General features: G+C 60.8%; 19 protein-coding genes. 7 read left to right on the top strand and 12 right to left on the bottom strand.

Translation table 11 applies throughout. The features are described 5' to 3' along the window. Positions 1 to 111: 111 nt before the first annotated feature. The 5 genes from HX811_RS05275 to HX811_RS05255 all read right to left on the bottom strand — a co-directional run bounded on the left by HX811_RS05275 (position 112) and on the right by HX811_RS05255 (position 3,873). Complete coding sequence (locus tag HX811_RS05275; RefSeq protein ID WP_004371220.1) at positions 112 to 924, bottom strand: OmpA family protein; 813 nt, start codon at positions 922 to 924, stop codon at positions 112 to 114. Further along, positions 921 to 1,283, bottom strand: coding sequence for a DUF4398 domain-containing protein (locus HX811_RS05270; RefSeq protein WP_008434912.1), 363 nt, complete (start codon positions 1,281 to 1,283; stop codon positions 921 to 923). Before HX811_RS05270 ends, HX811_RS05275 begins: the two co-directional genes overlap by 4 nt. A gap of 9 nt (positions 1,284 to 1,292) precedes the next feature. After that, positions 1,293 to 2,108 (bottom strand): ABC transporter substrate-binding protein, encoded by an 816-nt coding sequence (locus HX811_RS05265; RefSeq protein WP_102369693.1) that lies wholly within the window; start codon positions 2,106 to 2,108, stop codon positions 1,293 to 1,295. A gap of 83 nt (positions 2,109 to 2,191) precedes the next feature. Continuing rightward, the gene (locus HX811_RS05260) at positions 2,192 to 3,121 is read right to left on the bottom strand and encodes an electron transfer flavoprotein subunit alpha/FixB family protein (protein WP_177045109.1); all 930 of its coding nucleotides are present in this window, start codon (positions 3,119 to 3,121) and stop codon (positions 2,192 to 2,194) included. Between the two features lie 2 nt (positions 3,122 to 3,123). Further along, complete coding sequence (locus HX811_RS05255) at positions 3,124 to 3,873, bottom strand: electron transfer flavoprotein subunit beta/FixA family protein (RefSeq protein ID WP_004371224.1); 750 nt, start codon at positions 3,871 to 3,873, stop codon at positions 3,124 to 3,126. Between the two features lie 553 nt (positions 3,874 to 4,426). Between HX811_RS05255 and HX811_RS05250 the strand changes: the two genes are divergently transcribed. Continuing rightward, positions 4,427 to 6,091 carry an electron transfer flavoprotein-ubiquinone oxidoreductase gene (locus HX811_RS05250; RefSeq protein WP_008434918.1) on the top strand — a complete coding sequence of 555 codons (1,665 nt, stop codon included), beginning with the start codon at positions 4,427 to 4,429 and terminating at the stop codon, positions 6,089 to 6,091. A 193-nt stretch (positions 6,092 to 6,284) separates the two neighbouring features. Here the strand turns inward: HX811_RS05250 and HX811_RS05245 are convergent, their stop codons facing one another. Next, positions 6,285 to 7,175 (bottom strand): AraC family transcriptional regulator, encoded by an 891-nt coding sequence (locus HX811_RS05245; RefSeq protein WP_004371227.1) that lies wholly within the window; start codon positions 7,173 to 7,175, stop codon positions 6,285 to 6,287. 181 nt (positions 7,176 to 7,356) lie between these two features. On the opposite strand from HX811_RS05245, the gene HX811_RS05240 reads away from it, so the two are divergent. Next, positions 7,357 to 8,409 carry an NAD(P)-dependent alcohol dehydrogenase gene (locus HX811_RS05240; protein ID WP_004371228.1) on the top strand — a complete coding sequence of 351 codons (1,053 nt, stop codon included), beginning with the start codon at positions 7,357 to 7,359 and terminating at the stop codon, positions 8,407 to 8,409. A 136-nt stretch (positions 8,410 to 8,545) separates the two neighbouring features. Here the strand turns inward: HX811_RS05240 and HX811_RS05235 are convergent, their stop codons facing one another. The 6 genes from HX811_RS05235 to HX811_RS05210 form a co-directional block, all read right to left on the bottom strand. Beyond that, positions 8,546 to 9,349, bottom strand: a complete 804-nt coding sequence (locus HX811_RS05235; protein WP_177045107.1) for an IclR family transcriptional regulator — start codon at positions 9,347 to 9,349, stop codon at positions 8,546 to 8,548. 185 nt (positions 9,350 to 9,534) lie between these two features. Beyond that, positions 9,535 to 10,500 (bottom strand): L-arabinose ABC transporter permease AraH, encoded by a 966-nt coding sequence (araH, locus tag HX811_RS05230; RefSeq protein ID WP_004371231.1) that lies wholly within the window; start codon positions 10,498 to 10,500, stop codon positions 9,535 to 9,537. 16 nt (positions 10,501 to 10,516) lie between these two features. Continuing rightward, positions 10,517 to 12,025, bottom strand: a complete 1,509-nt coding sequence (araG, locus tag HX811_RS05225) for an L-arabinose ABC transporter ATP-binding protein AraG (protein ID WP_177045105.1) — start codon at positions 12,023 to 12,025, stop codon at positions 10,517 to 10,519. Continuing rightward, positions 12,022 to 13,002 carry a substrate-binding domain-containing protein gene (locus HX811_RS05220; protein WP_008434927.1) on the bottom strand — a complete coding sequence of 327 codons (981 nt, stop codon included), beginning with the start codon at positions 13,000 to 13,002 and terminating at the stop codon, positions 12,022 to 12,024. Before HX811_RS05220 ends, araG begins: the two co-directional genes overlap by 4 nt. A gap of 31 nt (positions 13,003 to 13,033) precedes the next feature. Then, on the bottom strand, positions 13,034 to 13,855 hold the full coding sequence (locus HX811_RS05215; RefSeq protein WP_177045103.1) for an SDR family oxidoreductase: 822 nt from the start codon (positions 13,853 to 13,855) through the stop codon (positions 13,034 to 13,036). A gap of 149 nt (positions 13,856 to 14,004) precedes the next feature. Then, positions 14,005 to 14,484: a GNAT family N-acetyltransferase gene (locus tag HX811_RS05210; RefSeq protein ID WP_004371239.1), complete on the bottom strand. Its 480-nt coding sequence runs from the start codon at positions 14,482 to 14,484 to the stop codon at positions 14,005 to 14,007. A gap of 112 nt (positions 14,485 to 14,596) precedes the next feature. Here HX811_RS05210 and HX811_RS05205 point away from each other — a divergent pair, with 112 nt between their 5' ends. The 5 genes from HX811_RS05205 (at position 14,597) to HX811_RS05185 (ending at position 17,722) form a co-directional block, all read left to right on the top strand. Further along, positions 14,597 to 15,256 (top strand): HD domain-containing protein, encoded by a 660-nt coding sequence (locus HX811_RS05205; RefSeq protein ID WP_177045101.1) that lies wholly within the window; start codon positions 14,597 to 14,599, stop codon positions 15,254 to 15,256. Positions 15,257 to 15,342: 86 nt separating this feature from the next. Continuing rightward, on the top strand, positions 15,343 to 16,536 hold the full coding sequence (locus HX811_RS05200; protein ID WP_177045099.1) for an MFS transporter: 1,194 nt from the start codon (positions 15,343 to 15,345) through the stop codon (positions 16,534 to 16,536). An 85-nt stretch (positions 16,537 to 16,621) separates the two neighbouring features. Beyond that, on the top strand, positions 16,622 to 16,969 hold the full coding sequence (locus tag HX811_RS05195) for a hypothetical protein (protein WP_008434934.1): 348 nt from the start codon (positions 16,622 to 16,624) through the stop codon (positions 16,967 to 16,969). Between the two features lie 48 nt (positions 16,970 to 17,017). Then, positions 17,018 to 17,284, top strand: a complete 267-nt coding sequence (locus HX811_RS05190; protein WP_087692767.1) for a hypothetical protein — start codon at positions 17,018 to 17,020, stop codon at positions 17,282 to 17,284. A gap of 57 nt (positions 17,285 to 17,341) precedes the next feature. Beyond that, positions 17,342 to 17,722, top strand: coding sequence for a termination factor Rho (locus HX811_RS05185; RefSeq protein WP_177045096.1), 381 nt, complete (start codon positions 17,342 to 17,344; stop codon positions 17,720 to 17,722). Positions 17,723 to 17,748 lie beyond the last annotated feature (26 nt).

The raw sequence follows: 17,748 nt of genomic DNA, 5'->3' as shown, positions 1-17,748 counted from the left end.
GGCTGCGATGCAGGCGCTGCGGTCTCGCAGGTGCACCGAGGCGATCCTATCGCAGCCTCGCTGGGGCTCGACAGCTCCCACAGGAATCACCTTTCACCTTGAGAATCAGGTTCAGCGAGCAGCGCCCAGCTGGCCTTTTTCGTCGGAGAACACAATTTCTACCCGACGGTTCTGCGCCCTGCCCCGCTCAGACGCGTTGGCTTCGACCGGATACTGATCGCCGTAGCCTTCGACCTGAATGCGTTTTTCGTCGATCCCCAGGTCGCTCAGTACATCCGCAACCGCTTGAGCGCGGTCCCGGGACAGTTTGATATTTTCCTGTTCGCCGCCGGTATTGTCGGTGTAACCCTCGATGCGCACCACGCGCTTGGGGTTCAGTTGCAGGAACTGCACCACTTTGAGCACGGTGCGGTTGGCCGAGTTTTGCAGCTCTGCATCACCCGTATCGAACAGCACGTCACCCAGGGTCATCACCAGCCCGCGATCAGGCTGGACGGTGGTCAGGCTGGATATCTGCGCCTCAATCCATTTGCCCTGTTGCTGAACGCTGGAGAGCTTGGCTTCACGCAGGGCCAGTTGCAGGCGCTGGCGTTCCAGCTCCAGCTTGACCCCACGCTCCTGATTGAGTGCCTGCTCGGTGTGTTCCCGGGCAATCGCGCTGTAGCGCTGGCTCAGGTAGGCGTAATGCGCCACATCGGCGCCGCTGCCCCAGAAGCTGGAGAAACGGTCGGCACGGGCCAGGGACTCACCGGCGCGAATCACGTCCTTGGGGGCGATACGCAGCACATTCGAATCTTCCTTGACCTTCTGGAAGTCAGTGCTGGCCTGTTGCAAGGCGAGGTTACTGTCGGGATGGGTCGCACAACCACCCAGCGCACTGCCCAGCAACACCACACAGCTCAACCCACGCATCAACGGGCTCATTGGGCGTCTCCCAACTGCAACTGCTTGCGCAGGCGGGTGATACGGGTGTTGAGCACGTTCAGTTGCTCCTGGCTTTTGCGGGTCAGCACCCGCGCTTCCGCCAGGCGGGCGTCCAGCTCGGCTTCTTCAGCCTGCATGCGGGCGTCCTTGTAGGATTCATCGGCCATGTCGGCACGGGCCTGGGTGAACTTGTCTTCCGCCAGCTTCAGCTCGGGCGAATCGCTGGCAACGGCGCCCACGGCGCTGGCTTGTTCCAGGGCTTGCTGGGTCAGGCGCATTTGTTCATTCGGCGCAGGATCGGCTGCACATCCCGCCAGAGCTACAACGGCGAGGGCCGCGAAAAGAGGTCGAATAGTCACTGAAAATCCCTACTTTGTTGGGGTGCCGACGGGTTGCTGCAACTGCGCTTTCCAGCGCTCAAGATTGCTCTGCAGCGCGGTTTCCGCCAGACCGGACGCGGGCAATTCTGTCATCTTTTTGGCGAGCTGTCCGCGCAACCACGGATCGTTGCAGGCGGAGTTGTGGGAAATGGCCAGGTACAGGCCCGGCTGGTCAATGGGGATTTCGCGCGCCACCAGGTCGTTGCTCATGCCCAACGTCTGGGCCATGGCCATGCCGGAATAACGTCCGGCGAGCACGTAGTCCACTTCTCCCAATAGCAGTTTCTGGAACGCCGGGGTCAGGCTGGGCAGGCGCTGCAGGGTCAGTTGCTCACCGGCGAAGGTTTCAAAGTCGCGGCTCAGGCGCGCCCTTTCCGACACCGCGCCCTTGTGGCCCTGCAGGTCGCTGGCCTGGCTGTAGGCCAGGGAGGAATCCTTGCGGGTCCAGACCAGATAATCGGTTTGCACCAATGCCGGGTGGATGTAGTCGAGGGAGTCCAGGGCGTCGAGGGTCAATGGCGCGTCGGCGAGGATGTCCATGCGCCCGCTGCGCACTTCTTCCAGCGCCAGGGAACGTTTGCCGCCGTACAGCAGGTCGATTTTCACCCCGAGGTCCTTGGCCACTTGCTGCAGCATGTCGGCGGTGGCGCCGATCAAGTGCGTGGGGTCCTGGGGATCACGCCACAGATAAGGCGGGGCGTCCGGGCTGCCGGTGATCACCAGGCGATCACATTTGCCCGCCGCCAGCGACACCGTCGGCAGCAGTGACAGGGCCAGCAGTACAGTCCAGGGACGCAATTCCATGGCAGGGTTCTCCAGTTGAAAAATTACCGGGCAAAAAAAAGCCCGGTCAAAAGACCGGGCTCTTTATAAGTGAAGCGGCTGGATTAGACCAGCTTCTCCAACTCGGGTACGGCTTCGAACAAGTCCGCCACCAGGCCGTAATCAGCCACCTGGAAGATCGGTGCTTCTTCGTCCTTGTTGATCGCAACGATCACCTTGGAGTCTTTCATACCGGCCAAGTGCTGGATCGCGCCGGAGATACCGACGGCGATGTACAGCTGTGGCGCAACGATCTTGCCGGTCTGGCCGACCTGCATGTCGTTGGGTACAAAACCGGCGTCGACGGCAGCGCGGGAAGCGCCGACCGCAGCGCCCAGCTTGTCAGCCAGGGCGTACAGGTGCTTGAAGTTGTCACCGTTCTGCATGCCGCGGCCGCCGGAAACGACGATCTTGGCAGCGGTCAGTTCCGGACGATCGGACTTGGCCAGCTCTTCGCCAACAAAGCTGGAAGTGCCAGCGTCGTGAGCAGCAGCCACAGCTTCAACCGCAGCCGAACCACCCTCAGCAGCAACCGGGTCGAAACCGGTGGCACGCACGGTGATGACTTTTACCGACGCAGTGGACTGCACGGTAGCGATGGCGTTACCGGCATAGATCGGACGCTTGAAGGTGTCGGCGCTTTCTACCGAAACGATCTCGGAGATCTGGTCAACGTCCAGTTGCGCAGCAACGCGCGGCAGGATGTTTTTGCCATTGGAGGTGGCGGCAGCCAGGATGTGGCTGTAGCCAGCGCCCAGCTCTGCTACCAGCGGCGCAACGTTTTCCGGCAACTGGTGAGCGTAGGCTGCGTTATCGGCAACCAGTACTTTGCTCACGCCAGCGATTTTGGCAGCGGCCTCAGCCACGGCACCAACGTTTTGGCCAGCGACCAGGACGTGGATATCACCACCGATTTTGGCGGCGGCGGCAACAGTGTTCAGGATGGCCGGAGCCACGACCTTGTTGTCGTGTTCTGCGATTACCAAGATAGTCATGGTTAGATTACCTTCGCTTCGTTTTTCAGTTTCTCGACCAGTTCAGCCACCGACTTGACCTTGATGCCCGCGCTGCGTGCAGCCGGCGCTTCGACTTTTACGGTCTTGTTGGTGGAGGCGGTGGAAACGCCCAAAGCGTCCGGAGTCAGCACTTCGAGAGGCTTCTTCTTGGCTTTCATGATGTTTGGCAGGGACGCGTAGCGCGGCTCGTTCAAACGCAGGTCGGTGGTGACGATGGCTGGCAGTTTCAGGGAAACTGTCTGCGCGCCGCCGTCGATTTCGCGGGTCACGGCAACCTTGTCGCCGCTCACTTCGACTTTCGAGGCGAAGGTGCCCTGGCCGTAACCGGTCAGTGCAGCCAGCATCTGGCCAGTCTGGTTGTTGTCGCTGTCGATGGCTTGTTTGCCGAGGATCACCAGCGATGGCTGTTCCTTGTCGACAACGGCTTTCAACAACTTGGCAACGGCCAGGGAAGTCAGCTCTTCAGCGGATTCGACGAGGATGGCGCGATCGGCACCCAGCGCCAGGGCGGTACGCAGCTGCTCTTGAGCAGTGGTCGGACCGATGGAAACGACGACGATTTCAGTCGCAACGCCTTTCTCTTTCAGGCGTACGGCTTCTTCCACGGCGATTTCGCAGAAAGGGTTCATCGACATCTTGACGTTAGCGAGGTCGACGCCGGAATTGTCCGCCTTGACGCGAACTTTCACGTTGTAATCGACAACGCGTTTGACAGCTACAAGAACCTTCATGGATTCCTCGTTACTCTCCGGTGAAAAGAAAGTCGCCTAGGCGAACCTGGCGGTTTGATGCTCATCGGCACACAAGGGCACCTCCAAAAACACCGGCAATCGTCGGCGGGGGACCTTGCTCACGGGAGTGATGACCGTTCGTCAGTGGTGACTGAGAGGTCATTCATTATCGTGGCGTGTAAACTGCGCGCCATCGTGGCTCGCGCGTCACCCTTATTTACCTTCAGCCTGTCTTTCGAGGTGGCCTTGAAACCCACAGTCTGCCTACGGGATGCGCAAAACCGACCGTATATTGACCGGAACGCCTATTCCGGTCAATACGCCAAAATGGTCAGTTATAAGCCGCGTTGCTTTGATTTACCTAGCTTGCGGGCAATTCAAACAAACGTTTGTATTGGACGCTGAGAGTGGTGTAGATATAATGCGCCACCTAGAGAGAAAGGTGGGTCGTCCCCTGCCCTTGCATGAGATTGATGCAGGCATTGTGGGACGGATCACCGAACCTCCACCCATTAGAAAAAAAAGCCGTTGAGCCTTGAGTAGGAGATAGCCTGTGGAACGCGAATACATGGAATTCGACGTGGTCATCGTCGGCGCTGGCCCGGCAGGCCTGTCTGCCGCCTGCCGATTGAAGCAGAAGGCCGCCGAAGCCGGTAAGGAAATCAGCGTCTGCGTGGTCGAAAAAGGCTCCGAAGTCGGCGCTCATATCCTGTCCGGTGCCGTGTTTGAACCCCGTGCTCTGAACGAACTGTTCCCGGACTGGAAAGAACTCGGTGCACCGCTCAACACCCCTGTTGTGCGTGATGACATCTATGTACTGCGCTCCAGCGAAGCTTCCACCAAGGTGCCTGACTTCTTTGTGCCCAAGACCATGCACAACGAAGGCAACTACATTATTTCCCTGGGCAACCTGTGCCGCTGGCTCGCCCAGCAGGCCGAGAACCTGGGTGTGGAAGTCTACCCGGGCTTCGCCGCCCAGGAAGCGCTGTTCGACGAAAACGGCGTGGTGCGCGGGATCATCACCGGTGACCTGGGCGTCGACCGTGAAGGCAACCCGAAAGAAGGCGTCTACACCCCGGGCATGGAACTGCGTGGCAAGTACACGCTGTTCGCCGAAGGTTGCCGTGGCCACATCGGCAAGCAACTGATCCAGCGCTTCAACCTGGACAGCGACGCCGACGCCCAGCACTACGGCATCGGCCTGAAGGAAATCTGGGAAATCGACCCGGCCAAACACCAGCCAGGCCTGGTGGTGCACACCGCCGGCTGGCCGCTGGACATCATGAGCGCCGAGAACACCGGCGGTTCGTTCCTCTATCACCTGGAAAACAACCAGGTGGTCGTCGGCCTGATCGTCGACCTGTCCTACAGCAACACCTTCCTGTCGCCATTCGACGAGTTCCAGCGCCTCAAGCATCACCCCGTGCTGGCCCAGTACCTGGAAGGCGGCAAACGCATCAGCTACGGCGCCCGTGCCATCTGCAAAGGCGGCCTGAACTCGCTGCCGAAAATGGTGTTCAAGGGCGGCGCACTGATCGGTTGCGACCTGGGCACCCTGAACTTCGCCAAGATCAAAGGCAGCCACACCGCGATGAAGTCCGGCATGCTCGCCGCTGACGCCGTGGCCGATCGCCTGTTCGCCGAATCCGAAGGCGGTGACGAACTGACCGCTTACGTCGACAGCTTCAAGAACAGCTGGCTCTACGAAGAACTGTTCGCCAGCCGTAACTTCGGCCCAGCGATGCACAAGTTCGGCCCGATCATTGGTGCCGGCTTCAACTGGTTCGACCAGAACATCCTCGGCGGCAAAATGCCGTTCACCCTGCACGACACCAAGCCGGACTACGCCTGCCTCAAGCTGGCCAAGGACAGCAAGAAGATCGACTACCCGAAACCCGACGGCAAGCTGAGCTTCGACAAGCTGAGTTCGGTGTTCATCTCCGGTACCAACCACGAAGAAGAACAACCGTGCCACCTGAAGCTGAAAGACCCGAGCATCCCGATCGGCACCAACCTGCCGCTCTACGATGAACCGGCGCAGCGCTACTGCCCGGCCGGCGTGTATGAAGTGATCACCAAGGAAGACGGCGAGAAGCGCTTCCAGATCAACGCCCAGAACTGCGTGCACTGCAAGACCTGTGACATCAAGGACCCTTCGCAGAACATTACGTGGGTGACGCCGGAAGGTGCGGGTGGGCCGACTTACCCGAATATGTAAATCCGCTGCTTGAACAGAAGGCTCCCAAATGGGGGCCTTTTTTGTAGCCCGGAAAAAGACCCATCGACTCGGTCAAATGTGGGAGCGGGCTTGCTCGCGAAAGCGGTGTATCAGTCACAGATGTTTTGGCTGAACCACCGCTTTCGCGAGCAAGCCCGCTCCCACATTTTTGACCGAATTGTGCCCGGGAGAGTTACGCCGCCCGCTCATCCCCGGGGCTACGCTCGAAGTAGCGCTTGTACTCCCGGCTGAACTGCGACGTGCTCTGGTACCCCACACTGTGGGCCGCCTGCGCCACGCCCATGCCCTCCACCAACAGCAACTGCTGTGCCTTGAGCAACCGCAGACGCTTGAGGTACTGCACCGGCGACAACAGCGTGCAGCGCTTGAAGTGTTCGTGGAAGGTCGACGCACTCATGTGCGCATAACCTGCCAATGTCTCGATATTCAGCGGCTCGGCGTAATGGGCATGCAGGTGATTCAACGAAGTCGCCACCCGCGAAAACTGCCCCTGCTGCTCCACCAGCGCCCGCAGCACATCCGCCTGTGGCCCGCGCAATGCGGTGAACAATAATTCCCGCACCCGCGCCGGGCCCATGATCCGGCTCTCCAGCGGATCGTGCAGGCACTGCAACAGGCGTTCGACACAGCCACGCATGGCGTCGTCCAGCACCACCGAACTCATCGACTCCAACGTCTGCGCCGCTGGCGGTGGCCCGCTCTGGATCCCCATCGCCATCACCAACTCACCCAGCACCACCCGATCAATGCCCACCGTCACCCCCAACAGCGGTGCATTCGGCATGGCAAAAGTCTCGCATTCGAACGGCACCGGCATCGCCTGGATCAGGTAATGCCCCGCGCCGTACTCCAGGGTACGCGGGCCCAGGTACGCGACCTTGCTGCCCTGGGCGACGATCATCAGGCTCGGTTCATAAATCTGCGGGCCCCGCGCCACATCGCAACTGGCACGCAATACCTGCACGCCCGGCAGGTTCGTGGGCGAGAACCCATCACGGGGTGTCAGGGGTTCGATCAAGGCAACCAACGCGGCATTGGCATCGACATGACGGGTCAACAACATGGCAAAAACTTCGCGAAAAAGGGGATGAGACCATCATCGCAGGTCTGGCGCCACAACGATCCAATCCAGGTGCACTCCCGGACGAATAGGCATGAGACTCGGAGCAATCGCCATGGCCGCACCCAGGCACGGCGCGGAGAATGCGCCACCTCACCTGTTACTGCACCTGCGAGGTTTCTCCATGTACACCGCCATCGGTTATGCCGCTCAATCGGCCACCACTCCCCTCGCCCCCATGTCCTTCGAACGCCGTAGCCCGCGCGCCGATGACGTGGCGATCGAAATTCTCTACTGCGGCGTCTGCCACTCCGACATCCACCAGGCACGCAACGAATGGGGCATCGCCGTGTACCCGCTGATGCCGGGCCACGAGATCGTCGGCAAAGTCACCGCCGTCGGCGCCAGCGTCACTGCGCATAAAGTCGGCGACCTGGTGGGTGTTGGCTGCATGGTCGACTCCTGCCGTCACTGCGACGCCTGCCACGCCGACCTCGAGCAATACTGCCTCGAAGGCCCGACCATGACCTACGCCACGCCAGACCGGGTCGACGGCAGCAACACCATGGGCGGCTACTCCGACAGCATCGTGGTCAGCGAGCACTTCGTGGTGAAGATCCCGGCCAAGCTCGACCTGGCCAGCGCCGCGCCGATTCTCTGCGCCGGCATCACCACTTACTCGCCGCTCAAGCACTACGGCGTGAAGGCTGGCGACAAGGTTGGCGTTCTGGGCATGGGCGGTTTGGGTCATATGGGCATCAAGTTCGCCAAGGCCATGGGCGCGGAAGTGACGCTGTTCACCCGCTCCGCGAGCAAGGCTGAAGAAGGCCGTCGCCAGGGTGCCGACCACGTGATCGTGTCCACCGACGAAGCCCAGATGAAAGCCGCTGCCGGGCATTTCGACTTCCTGCTGGATACCATTCCGGTGCAGCACGACTTGAATCCCTACCTCGACGTACTGCGCTTTGACGGCGTGCATATCCTGGTAGGTTTGATCGAGCCGGTCGATCCGCCCGTCAACGCTGCCAAGCTGGTGCTGGGCCGCAAAGTGCTGGCCGGTTCGTTGATCGGTGGGATTGCCGAAACCCAGGAAGTCCTGGACTTCTGCGCCGAGCACGGCATCACCTGCGACATCGAGATGCTCGACATCCGCCAGATCAACGAAGCCTACACCCGCATGATTGCCGGTGATGTGAAGTACCGCTTCGTGATCGACATGGCGACCTTGAAGGCCTGATCATGATCGTTCCCACGCTCTGCGTGGGAACGCATGCTGTGACGCTCTGCGTCACCGTTGCGCAGGGCTCAAGTGCTGGACGCTGAGCGTCCGAAGCGGCATTCCCACGCGGAGCGTGGGAACGATCACGGCCTGATCAGGCCTTCGCGCCCAACTCCGCTGACAGCCGTGCTGCGACCTGTTTGATCACAGGGATCAGCTCGGCCATTTTCTCCAGCGGCATGTAGGGCACGGTACTGGCGATGCTGATGCCGGCGACGATTCGCCGGCTGGCATCGCGCACCGGTGCCGCGACACAACGGATCGACGGTTCGTTGTCTTCCAGGTCGAACGCATAACCGCCCGCCACGTATTCCTGCATGCGCTGTTCAAACTGCGCCCAGGATTGTTCGGGGTGCTGCGGCCACTGCAGATTCTTCCCGCCCGTCGGCAAGCTGACCTGATACAGGCGCTGCCACTCTTCCACGCTGTCATCCAGCAGCAACGCCTTGCCGATCCCGGTGCGCGCCAGCGGCATGCGATGGCCGACGCGCGAGCGCATTTCCGGGCCGTTGCGGCCAGGGTTCTTGTGCAGGTACAGCACGTCGTCGTATTCGCGAATAGCCAGGTGGATGGTATCGCCGGTCAACGCCGACAACTCGTCCAGATACGGCACTGCCAGGCTGACCAAAGGCAGTTCTTCACGGGCCTGGAAACCCAGCTCGATCAATTTGGGACCCAGCAGATAACCGACTTGCGGCACTACGCGCAGGTAGCGTTCTTCCACCAGGCAACTGGCCAGGCGGTGAGTGGTGCTGCGGGTGGTGCCGATGCGCTTGGCGATTTCCTTCAGATCCCGCGCACCGGCCGCCACTGCCTGCACCACGCCCAGGCCACGAAGCAGGGTTTGAGTGCCGGTGGGCGCGGCGTCTTTGACGGGAGTTTGGGCGTTTTCCTGCATATCGGGCCTATTGGGAAGTACGAAAACGGCGAGCATTATGGCAAATGCGGACCAGCAAAACAGAGGAGATCAAAATGTGGGAGCGGGCTTGCTCGCGAATGCGGTTTTCCAGTTAATGCATACGCTGACTGACACACCGTTTTCGCGAGCAAGCCCGCTCCCACATTGGTCGTGTGGCGCCCTTTTTATCGCTGTTTCATGCGGTCGATAATCACCGCCAGCAACAGGATCGAGCCGCGAATCACGTATTGGTAAAAGGTGTCGATGTTCTTCAGGTTCATCGCGTTTTCGATGATCGCCAGAATCAGCACCCCGGCAATCACATGCCGGATCATCCCGATCCCGCCGCTCAGCGACACCCCGCCCAGCACGCACGCCGAGATCACCGTCAACTCGAACCCCTGGCCAATCATCGGTTGCCCCGAGGTCATCCGCGACGCCAGGATCACCCCGGCCAACGCCCCGATTACCCCGTGCACGGCAAAGATGATGATCTTGGTGCGATCGACATTCACCCCGGCCAACAGCGCCGCTTCCTGGTTGCCGCCGATGGCCATGGTGTTGCGCCCGTAGGTGGTGTAGTTCAGCAACCAGCCAAAAAACACAAAGCACAGCACGGTGATGACGATTGGCACCGGCACGCCAAACAGCTGGCCGTTACCAAAGACGAAGAAGTTTTCGTCCATCACGCCGACCGCCTTGCCGTTGGAAAAGATATACGCCAGCCCACGCACGATCTGCATCGTCGCCAGCGTCGTGATCAACGCGTTGATCCGCAGCTTGGCGATCACGATGCCGTTGATCAGCCCCACCACCAGGCCCATGGCCAACGCCGCCGACACGCCGAAGAACACGCTGTCGGTGTCGCGAATCACGATCCCCGCCACCACGCCCGAACAGGCGATCACCGAACCCACCGACAAGTCGAAGTGCCCCGACGCCAGGCAAAACAGCATGGTGCAGGCCGCAATCCCCACAGTGGAAATCGCCAGCCCCAGGCCACGCATATTCAGCGGCGAGAGGAAGTTGTCGATGAAGATGGCGCTGAGCACAAAGATGCTCAAGGCCGCCAGCAGCATGACCCAATCATCGAGAAACTTGCGCTGGTTGAACCCCGGCCAGAAGCTTCTTGCAGTTTTTACCTGTGACATACCCACCTCGTATTCTTCAGTCCCGCGTACGCGGAAGAGCCAGTTGCAGCAGCCGTGCTTCGTCCGCTTGATCGCGGGTCAATTCGCCGGTCAGGGCGCCTTCGCTCATCACCAGGATGCGGTCGGAGATGCCCATCACTTCCATCAGGTCGCTGGACACCACGATCACCGCGATGCCACTGGCCGCCAGGTTGTGAATGATCTGGTAGATCTCCGACTTGGCACCGATATCGATGCCGCGGGTCGGCTCGTCCAGCAGCAACACTTTCATCGGCATCGACAACCAACGGCCGAGAATCGCCTTCTGCTGGTTACCGCCCGACAGGAACAGAATCGGCTGGTCCGCCGACGGCGTGCGCACGTTCAGCGCGCTGATCTGCCGCTGGGCGTTGGTGCGTTCCCAGCCGCCCTGGATCAGCCAGCCGAAGCGCGCATGGTCGCGCCGCGCACTGATATTGATGTTCTCTGCAACGCTTGCGCGGGGCACGATGCCTTCCTTCTTGCGGTCCTCGGGGCAGAGCAACACCCCCGCCGCAATCGCATCCCGTGGTGTCTTGAACGTCTGCGCCTGGCCATGCAGCACCAGGGTCCCCTGGGTGCTGCGGGACAGCCCGGCGAGCAGGCGCAACAACTCTGTGCGCCCGGCCCCCACCAGGCCGAACAGCCCGAGAATCTCGCCCTTGTTCACCTGCAGGCTCACCGGTTCCTGCAACCCCGGCCCGAGCAAACCCTCGACTCGCAGCGCTTCACCGCAGTGCTCGCGCGGCCGGTAGTCGTAGATATCCTGGATATCGCGCCCGACCATGCAGTTGACCAACTGGTCGACGTTCAACTGCGTCATGTCCTCGAACGTGCGCACGAAGCGCCCGTCCTTGAACACCGTCACCGCATCGCAGATACGGAACACTTCTTCCATGCGGTGCGACACGTAGAGGATCACCCGGCCTTCATCCCGCAGCCGGGCGATGATCACCATCAGCCGCTCGATCTCACGGGCCGAGAGGCTGCTGGTGGGTTCGTCGAACGCAATCACATGGGCGTTGCGCGACATGGCCTTGGCGATTTCCACCAGTTGCCGCTGGCCGAGGGACAGGCTGCCCAGGCGCATGTTCGGATCGATTTCATCCGCCAGGCCCTTGAGCAGTTCCCGTGCCTTGCGCACCATCGCCCCGCGATTGACCACGCCAAAGCGCGACGGCATATGCCCCAGCAGCAGGTTCTCGGCGACGGTCATTTCCGGCACCAGTTGCAGCTCCTGGTGAATCACTGCGATGCCGCTGGCGATGCTGTCGGCCGCCGACTTGAAACGCACGCTGCGTTCGCCCAACTGCAAGCTGCCGCTGTTGGGCGGATAAAAACCGCCGAGGATTTTCAGCAAGGTCGACTTGCCCGCGCCGTTCTCGCCCATCAGCGCATGCACCGAATGGGGCCGCGCTTCAAAGCTGATCTGCGCCAGGGCCTTCACCCCGGGAAACTCCTTGCCGATGCCGTTGAAGCGCAGGCTCTCTGCGGCGGCGCTGTTCATTTCCACAGACCGATCTTGCTCAACTCTTCCTTGAAGTTGGCGCGGGTGATCAGGGTCACGTTATCCAGTGCGGTGAACTTGGCAGGCTCAGTGCCTTTGGTCACCCACTCGAACATCGAGGTCGCAGTTTTATAGCCGGACGCATCGGGGCTGAGCAGCATCGAGCCGTAGAAACCGGTGTCGGATTTCTTCAGTTCTTCGATGGCGTCGGTGCCGTTGATGCCCACGCCAATCACGTTTGTGGCCTTGAAGCCGGCGCTTTCGGTGGCGCGTACGCCGCCCAGTACGGTGCTGTCGTTCATGCCGCCAATCAGCAGGTTTTTCGCGCCGCTGGGCAGTTTCACCAGGGCCGAGTTGGTGGAGTCCATGGCGCCCGGCACGTCGAGGGTTTTCTGCGCGGTGAACAGGATATGGTCAACCGGCAGGCCGGCGGCCTTGAGGCCTTCTACCGAACCGTCGGTGCGCTTCTTGCCGGTTTCCAGCTCGTCGAAGGTATTGATGACGGCGTAGGTATCCTTCCAGTCCCAGTTGCGATGCTTGGCTTCGGTGGCCATGGCCTCGCCTTGTTTCTGGCCGATCTTGTAGGCGTCCAGGCCGACGTAAGGCACGTCTTCCATGGGCTTGCCCTTGGCGTCGACGAAGCGGTCGTCTACCGCCAGCACTTTGAGGTTATTCAGCTTGGCCTTGGCCATGATCGCAGGGCCCAGGGACACGTCCGGCGGGCAGATCACGAAACCCTTGGCGCCGTTGGCGGCCAGGGTATCGATGGCGGACAGGGTTTTCTCGCCGTCGGGCACGGCGATCTTGATCACGGTGAAACCATGGTCCTTGCCGGCTTTTTCAGCGAAGGCCCATTCGGTCTGGAACCAGGGCTCTTCCGCCTGCTTGACCAGGAAGCCGATCTTTACTTCTTCGGCAGAGGCCAGGCCGCTGAGCGCCATCGTGAGGGCAAGGGTGCCTAGTGTTTTCTTGAGCATGAACCACCTCTTCTTGTTATTTGGAAAAGTTTTAATCGTGGTACATCACCGACCGCCCACCATCGATCATCAGGCAGGTGGCATTGATAAAGGGCGCCTCATCGGTCGCAAGAAACAGTGCCGTCATCGCCACTTCAATCGGCTGGCCGATGCGCTTGGGCGGGTGCAGGTCGAAGGCACGCTGGCGCTCGGCGTGCGGGTCGGCAAAGCCGTTCCAGTAATCGACGTTGAGTTGGGTTTCGATATAGCCCGGCGCGATGGCATTTACGCGGATGCCCTTGGGCGCGTATTCGATGCCCAGGGCGCGGGTCAGCCCGAGCAGGCCGTGCTTGGCCACCGGGTACGGGAAGCAGCCGGGAATGATGTGGCTGGAGTGGGTGGAGGCGATATTGATGATGTTGCCGATGCCTTGCTCGATCATGTGCGGCAACACGGTACGGCAGCCGTACCAGGCGCCGTCGAGGTCGATGGCGAAGCAGCGGCGCCAGTCTTCGTCGGTCATTTCCAGCGGGTCGCGGAACACGTTGACGCCGGCGCAATTGACCAGCACATCGACGCGGCCAAAGCGTTCGATAGCTACGTCCACCAGGGCGCGCCATTGATCCTTGGAAGTGATGTCGACAGGTTGTGCGTAGATCTCGGCGCCGCGTTCGCGCCAGTGGACGGCAACTTGCTCGACCTTCTCGCCCTGGATATCACCGATCACCAGGCGCGCCTGCTGAGCCTGGAAGCAGGCGACGATAGCCTCGCCAATGCCTTGGGCGGCACCGGTGATGACCACGACTTTGTTCTTCAGTCGCTCGCCGTAAGTCGGCTCGGGCACCGGAGGTAACGACAACGGTTGTGCCTGCATCGCTTCACCTGTTTTGTTTTTGGTAGTGAGTGCTGATGCGCAAGACTATAAACCCAGAAACCGGAACATCTCAATATATAAATTATCATCCCATATAGTGAGCAAATATATAAAAAAACCGGCTTTAAAAGCCGGTCCTTTATGCACACTTAACCCTGTGCGAAATCCCTGAGGGCGTCGCCTTCCATGCGGTAGCGCACCCACTCTTCCTGGGGCTGGGCACCGATGGATTTGTAGAACGCGATGGCCGGCTCGTTCCAGTCCAGCACGCTCCACTCGAAACGCCCGCAGCCGTTGTCACAGGCGATTTTCGCCAGGTGGCGCAGCAACTTCTTGCCCGCCCCGCCACCGCGTTGCTCGGGGTTGATGTACAGGTCTTCGAGGTACAGGCAGTTGCTGCCCAGCCACGTGGAATAGCTGAAAAAGAACACCGCAAAGCCGATCGGCAAACCGTCGCGCAGGCAGATCAGGCCGTGGGCGGTGGCACCTTCACTGAACAGGCTGCGCTCGATGTCCACCACGCTGGCGATCACTTCGTGCCGGGCTTTTTCATAGTCGGCAAGCTCGGTGATGAAGGTCAGGATCTGCGCAGCATCGCTGGGCACGGCGGGGCGAATCTCGATGGTCATGGGCAGGCCTTGTCAGGGAAATAAAGCACACATACTAAGGCGCTTTAATGACCGATTGCAGTGCAATTTCAATCGCGGCTAAGCTGCAGGCCATCGACCTTTGAGAACCCCCATGCCCTTCACGCCCTTGACCGACCTCGCCGCGACGTTATTGCCTCACGCCCTTGAGCCTTCCGAAGACGGCGCCCACGACCTGTCCCATTTGCAGCGGGTATGGCACAACGTGCGCTTGATCCAGGCTGAGGAAGGTGGCGATCCCGAGGTACTGCTGGCAGCCGTGTTGCTGCACGACTGCGTGGCAGTGGAGAAGAATTCGCCGTTGCGGTCCAAGGCTTCGAAACTGGCGGCAGGCAAGGCCGGGGAGATTTTGCAGGGGCTGGCGTGGCAGCCCGGGAAGATTGCAGCGGTGACCCACGCCATCGAGACCCACAGCTTTTCGGCGGGCCTGACGCCGGTGACGCTTGAAGCAAAGATTATGCAGGATGCCGACCGTTTGGACTCCCTCGGCATGATCGGCGTGGCCCGCACGTTCTATATCGCCGGGCGCATGGGCAGCGGGCTGTATGACCCGGCAGACCCAACGGCACAGCGCCGCGAGTACGACGACAAGCGCTTTTGCCTCGACCATTTCCAGACCAAGCTGCTGCATCTGGCGGGCGGATTTCAGACGCCGACGGGGCAACGCATGGCCCTGGCGCGCCATGAGCGGTTGAAGGGTTTCATGGACCTGTTCATCGAAGAAATCGGCACGCCATACTCCGCTGCGGGCTAACGCAAGCACCGCTAACCACAGAACAAACCCTCGGGCCGTGCATGGTAAAAAGTTGGGCATAAATCCAACAGACGCAAGGCTCTTCCATGCACGCCTCACCTGCGGTTGGCGGAAAACTGTTCGCCCTCTTCTGCCTCGCCAGCTATTTTCTTTCCCTGTCCTATGGCTCGACATTCTTGCTGTCGCTGCTGATCCATTCGCGCGGCGGCAACGAACACGACGCGGGCAGCGTGATCTCCATGGCGATGCTCAGCACCTTTGTGGCGGTGCTGGTTTCCGGGCATCTGGCCGACCTGCTGGGGGCTGCCAGGTCGATCGCCCTGCTCGGCGTATTGCTGGTGGTGGCGTGCCTGGGCTTTGCGCTGGCGCCGGGGTTCGGCGAGGGCTTGATGCTTTTTGGCTTGTCGTTGGGGTTGGGCTGGGGCGTCTTCTATACGCTGGGTCCGATCATCGTCGCGATGCTGGTGGAACCGGCGCAGCGGGCCAAATATTTCGCCCTGCTGTCGGGCAGCATGATGACCGGAATCGGCTCCGGGCCACTGCTGGGGCGGGCGGCAAGTGCCCTGGATTTTTCGCTGACGGCGGCCTTTCATATAGCAGCGCTGGCGAGCCTGGTGGGTGTGCTGATTTTCTGGCGACTGGGTCGCGCGCTGAGTCAACACACCGCGCCGGTGGCGAAGATTTCCTGGTCGGCCACGCGCCAGGTGCTGTCATCGAAAGCGGTGTTCGCGATCATCATGGTGGGCCTCGGCGGTTGCGTGTTTGGCGGGCTGTCGAGTTTCCAGACCAGCTACGCGGCGTTGCACGGGCTGGACTATTCGCTGTTCTTCCTGGGCTTCATGAGTGCGGCGATTACCAGCCGCCTGCTGATCGCCGGCATCGTGGTCAAGCGTGATCCGTATTGGGCGGCGTGTGTGTTGTCGGGGTTGATGCTGGTGTCGATTTTCCTGTTCGGGTTCAGGGTCAGTGGCAACTACAGCTACCTGCTGGCGGCCGTCACCCTGGGCGTCGGTTACGGCCTGACGTATTCGGTGATCAATGGTTTGGCTGCGAACGAGGCACCTGCGGGCACCACCTCCCAGGCGTTGCTGCTGTTCAGCCTGGCGTACTTTATCGGGGTGTTCGGTTTCCCGTTGCTGGCGGGCAAGCTCATCGTCGAATACGGCATGCCGACCCTGTTGATGAGCGTACTGGCGGTGGCGCTGCTCAATTGGCTGATCACGGTGGCGCGGTTGATCTGGCGCCGAATCTCGTCACACAAAATCTTACAAGCGACCTAAGACCGTTCGTCGGTATCGAGGCACGAATCACAAACGGGGGCGGACCAATATCAGGTAAGGACATTAATCATATGGAGACACCATCATGACGACTTCCAAATTTGCCGCCCTCGCCCTCACCGGTTTGCTGTCTGCTGTTTCGCTGAGCAGCTTTGCCGCCTCCACAGGTTCCAGCACCGGCCCGACCGACCCTGTCGGCAGCCCGCCCAACCCGGCCGCCCAGGAGTCGAAGGACTCGATGGGTACCGGCATGGACACCAACGGCGGCGCCATCATCGACAACAGCAGGGACCCACGCACCCAGGGCGACGACACCAATCGCAACAGCGGTGCGGTGCCCAACGGCAAAATGGGCCCAGGTGCCACTTCGCCCTCGATCAACAAGGGTGACGACTCCAACATCCCCGGCGCGCCAAAACAGCCAGCGCCTTAATGCGCAAGAAAGACGAACACCCAACCATTTCCCAGTGAAGAGGTATGCATGAACGTCGATCACAACCTTGAAAAAGAAGTCCTCACCCGTCTGCTCCACGCTCATCCCAGTGGGTTGGGCAAAGAAGTGCTGGACAACTACCGAGGTGAAAAAGTGGTGGCCAGCGCCTTGGCCACCTTGCAGGACCGCGGGTGGATCAAGGAAGGCCATGTGACCTGCAACGATGCCGGTGAACATTCGCTGAACCTGCCGATCAAGCTCACCGCGTCCGGCGTGGAAGCGGCTCGCAAGCTGGAAAGCGAAGCGAGCCAATAACACACCTTGCCTGGTCTGGCCCTTGTATCTTGTATGAGGGCCAGAAGGAGTATCGCAATGCCTCGTGGAAGCAAAGCCAAATACACCACCGAACAGAAGCGCAAGGCCGCCCATATCGAAGCGAGTTATGAGCACCAGGGCTTGTCGAAAGAAGAAGCCGAGGCGCGGGCCTGGGCCACCGTCAACAAGCAGTCTGGCGGCGGCGAAAAGGCCGGCGGTTCAGGCCAGCGCAAGGCGCCGGCGAAGAAGTTCCAGGACCGGCATGAGTCGGCCAAGCGGGCTGCTGCCAGCCGTGAGGGGCATCCGCGTAACAGCCGGGTTTCGCTGGGTACGCAGACCAAGGAAAGCTTGCTGAAAGAAGCGCGTGCCAGGGACATTCCCGGGCGCTCGACCATGCGCAAGGATGAGTTGGTTGAGGCGCTGAAAAAGGCCGGTTAACGCGGAACAAAATGTGGGAGCGGGCT

Origin of the sequence: Pseudomonas sp. F8002 (assembly GCF_013385495.1) — a bacterium.
GTDB lineage: Bacteria > Pseudomonadota > Gammaproteobacteria > Pseudomonadales > Pseudomonadaceae > Aquipseudomonas.
The sequence above is the reverse complement of the archived record's forward strand: the minus strand, read 5'-3'. Positions and strand labels throughout refer to the sequence as shown.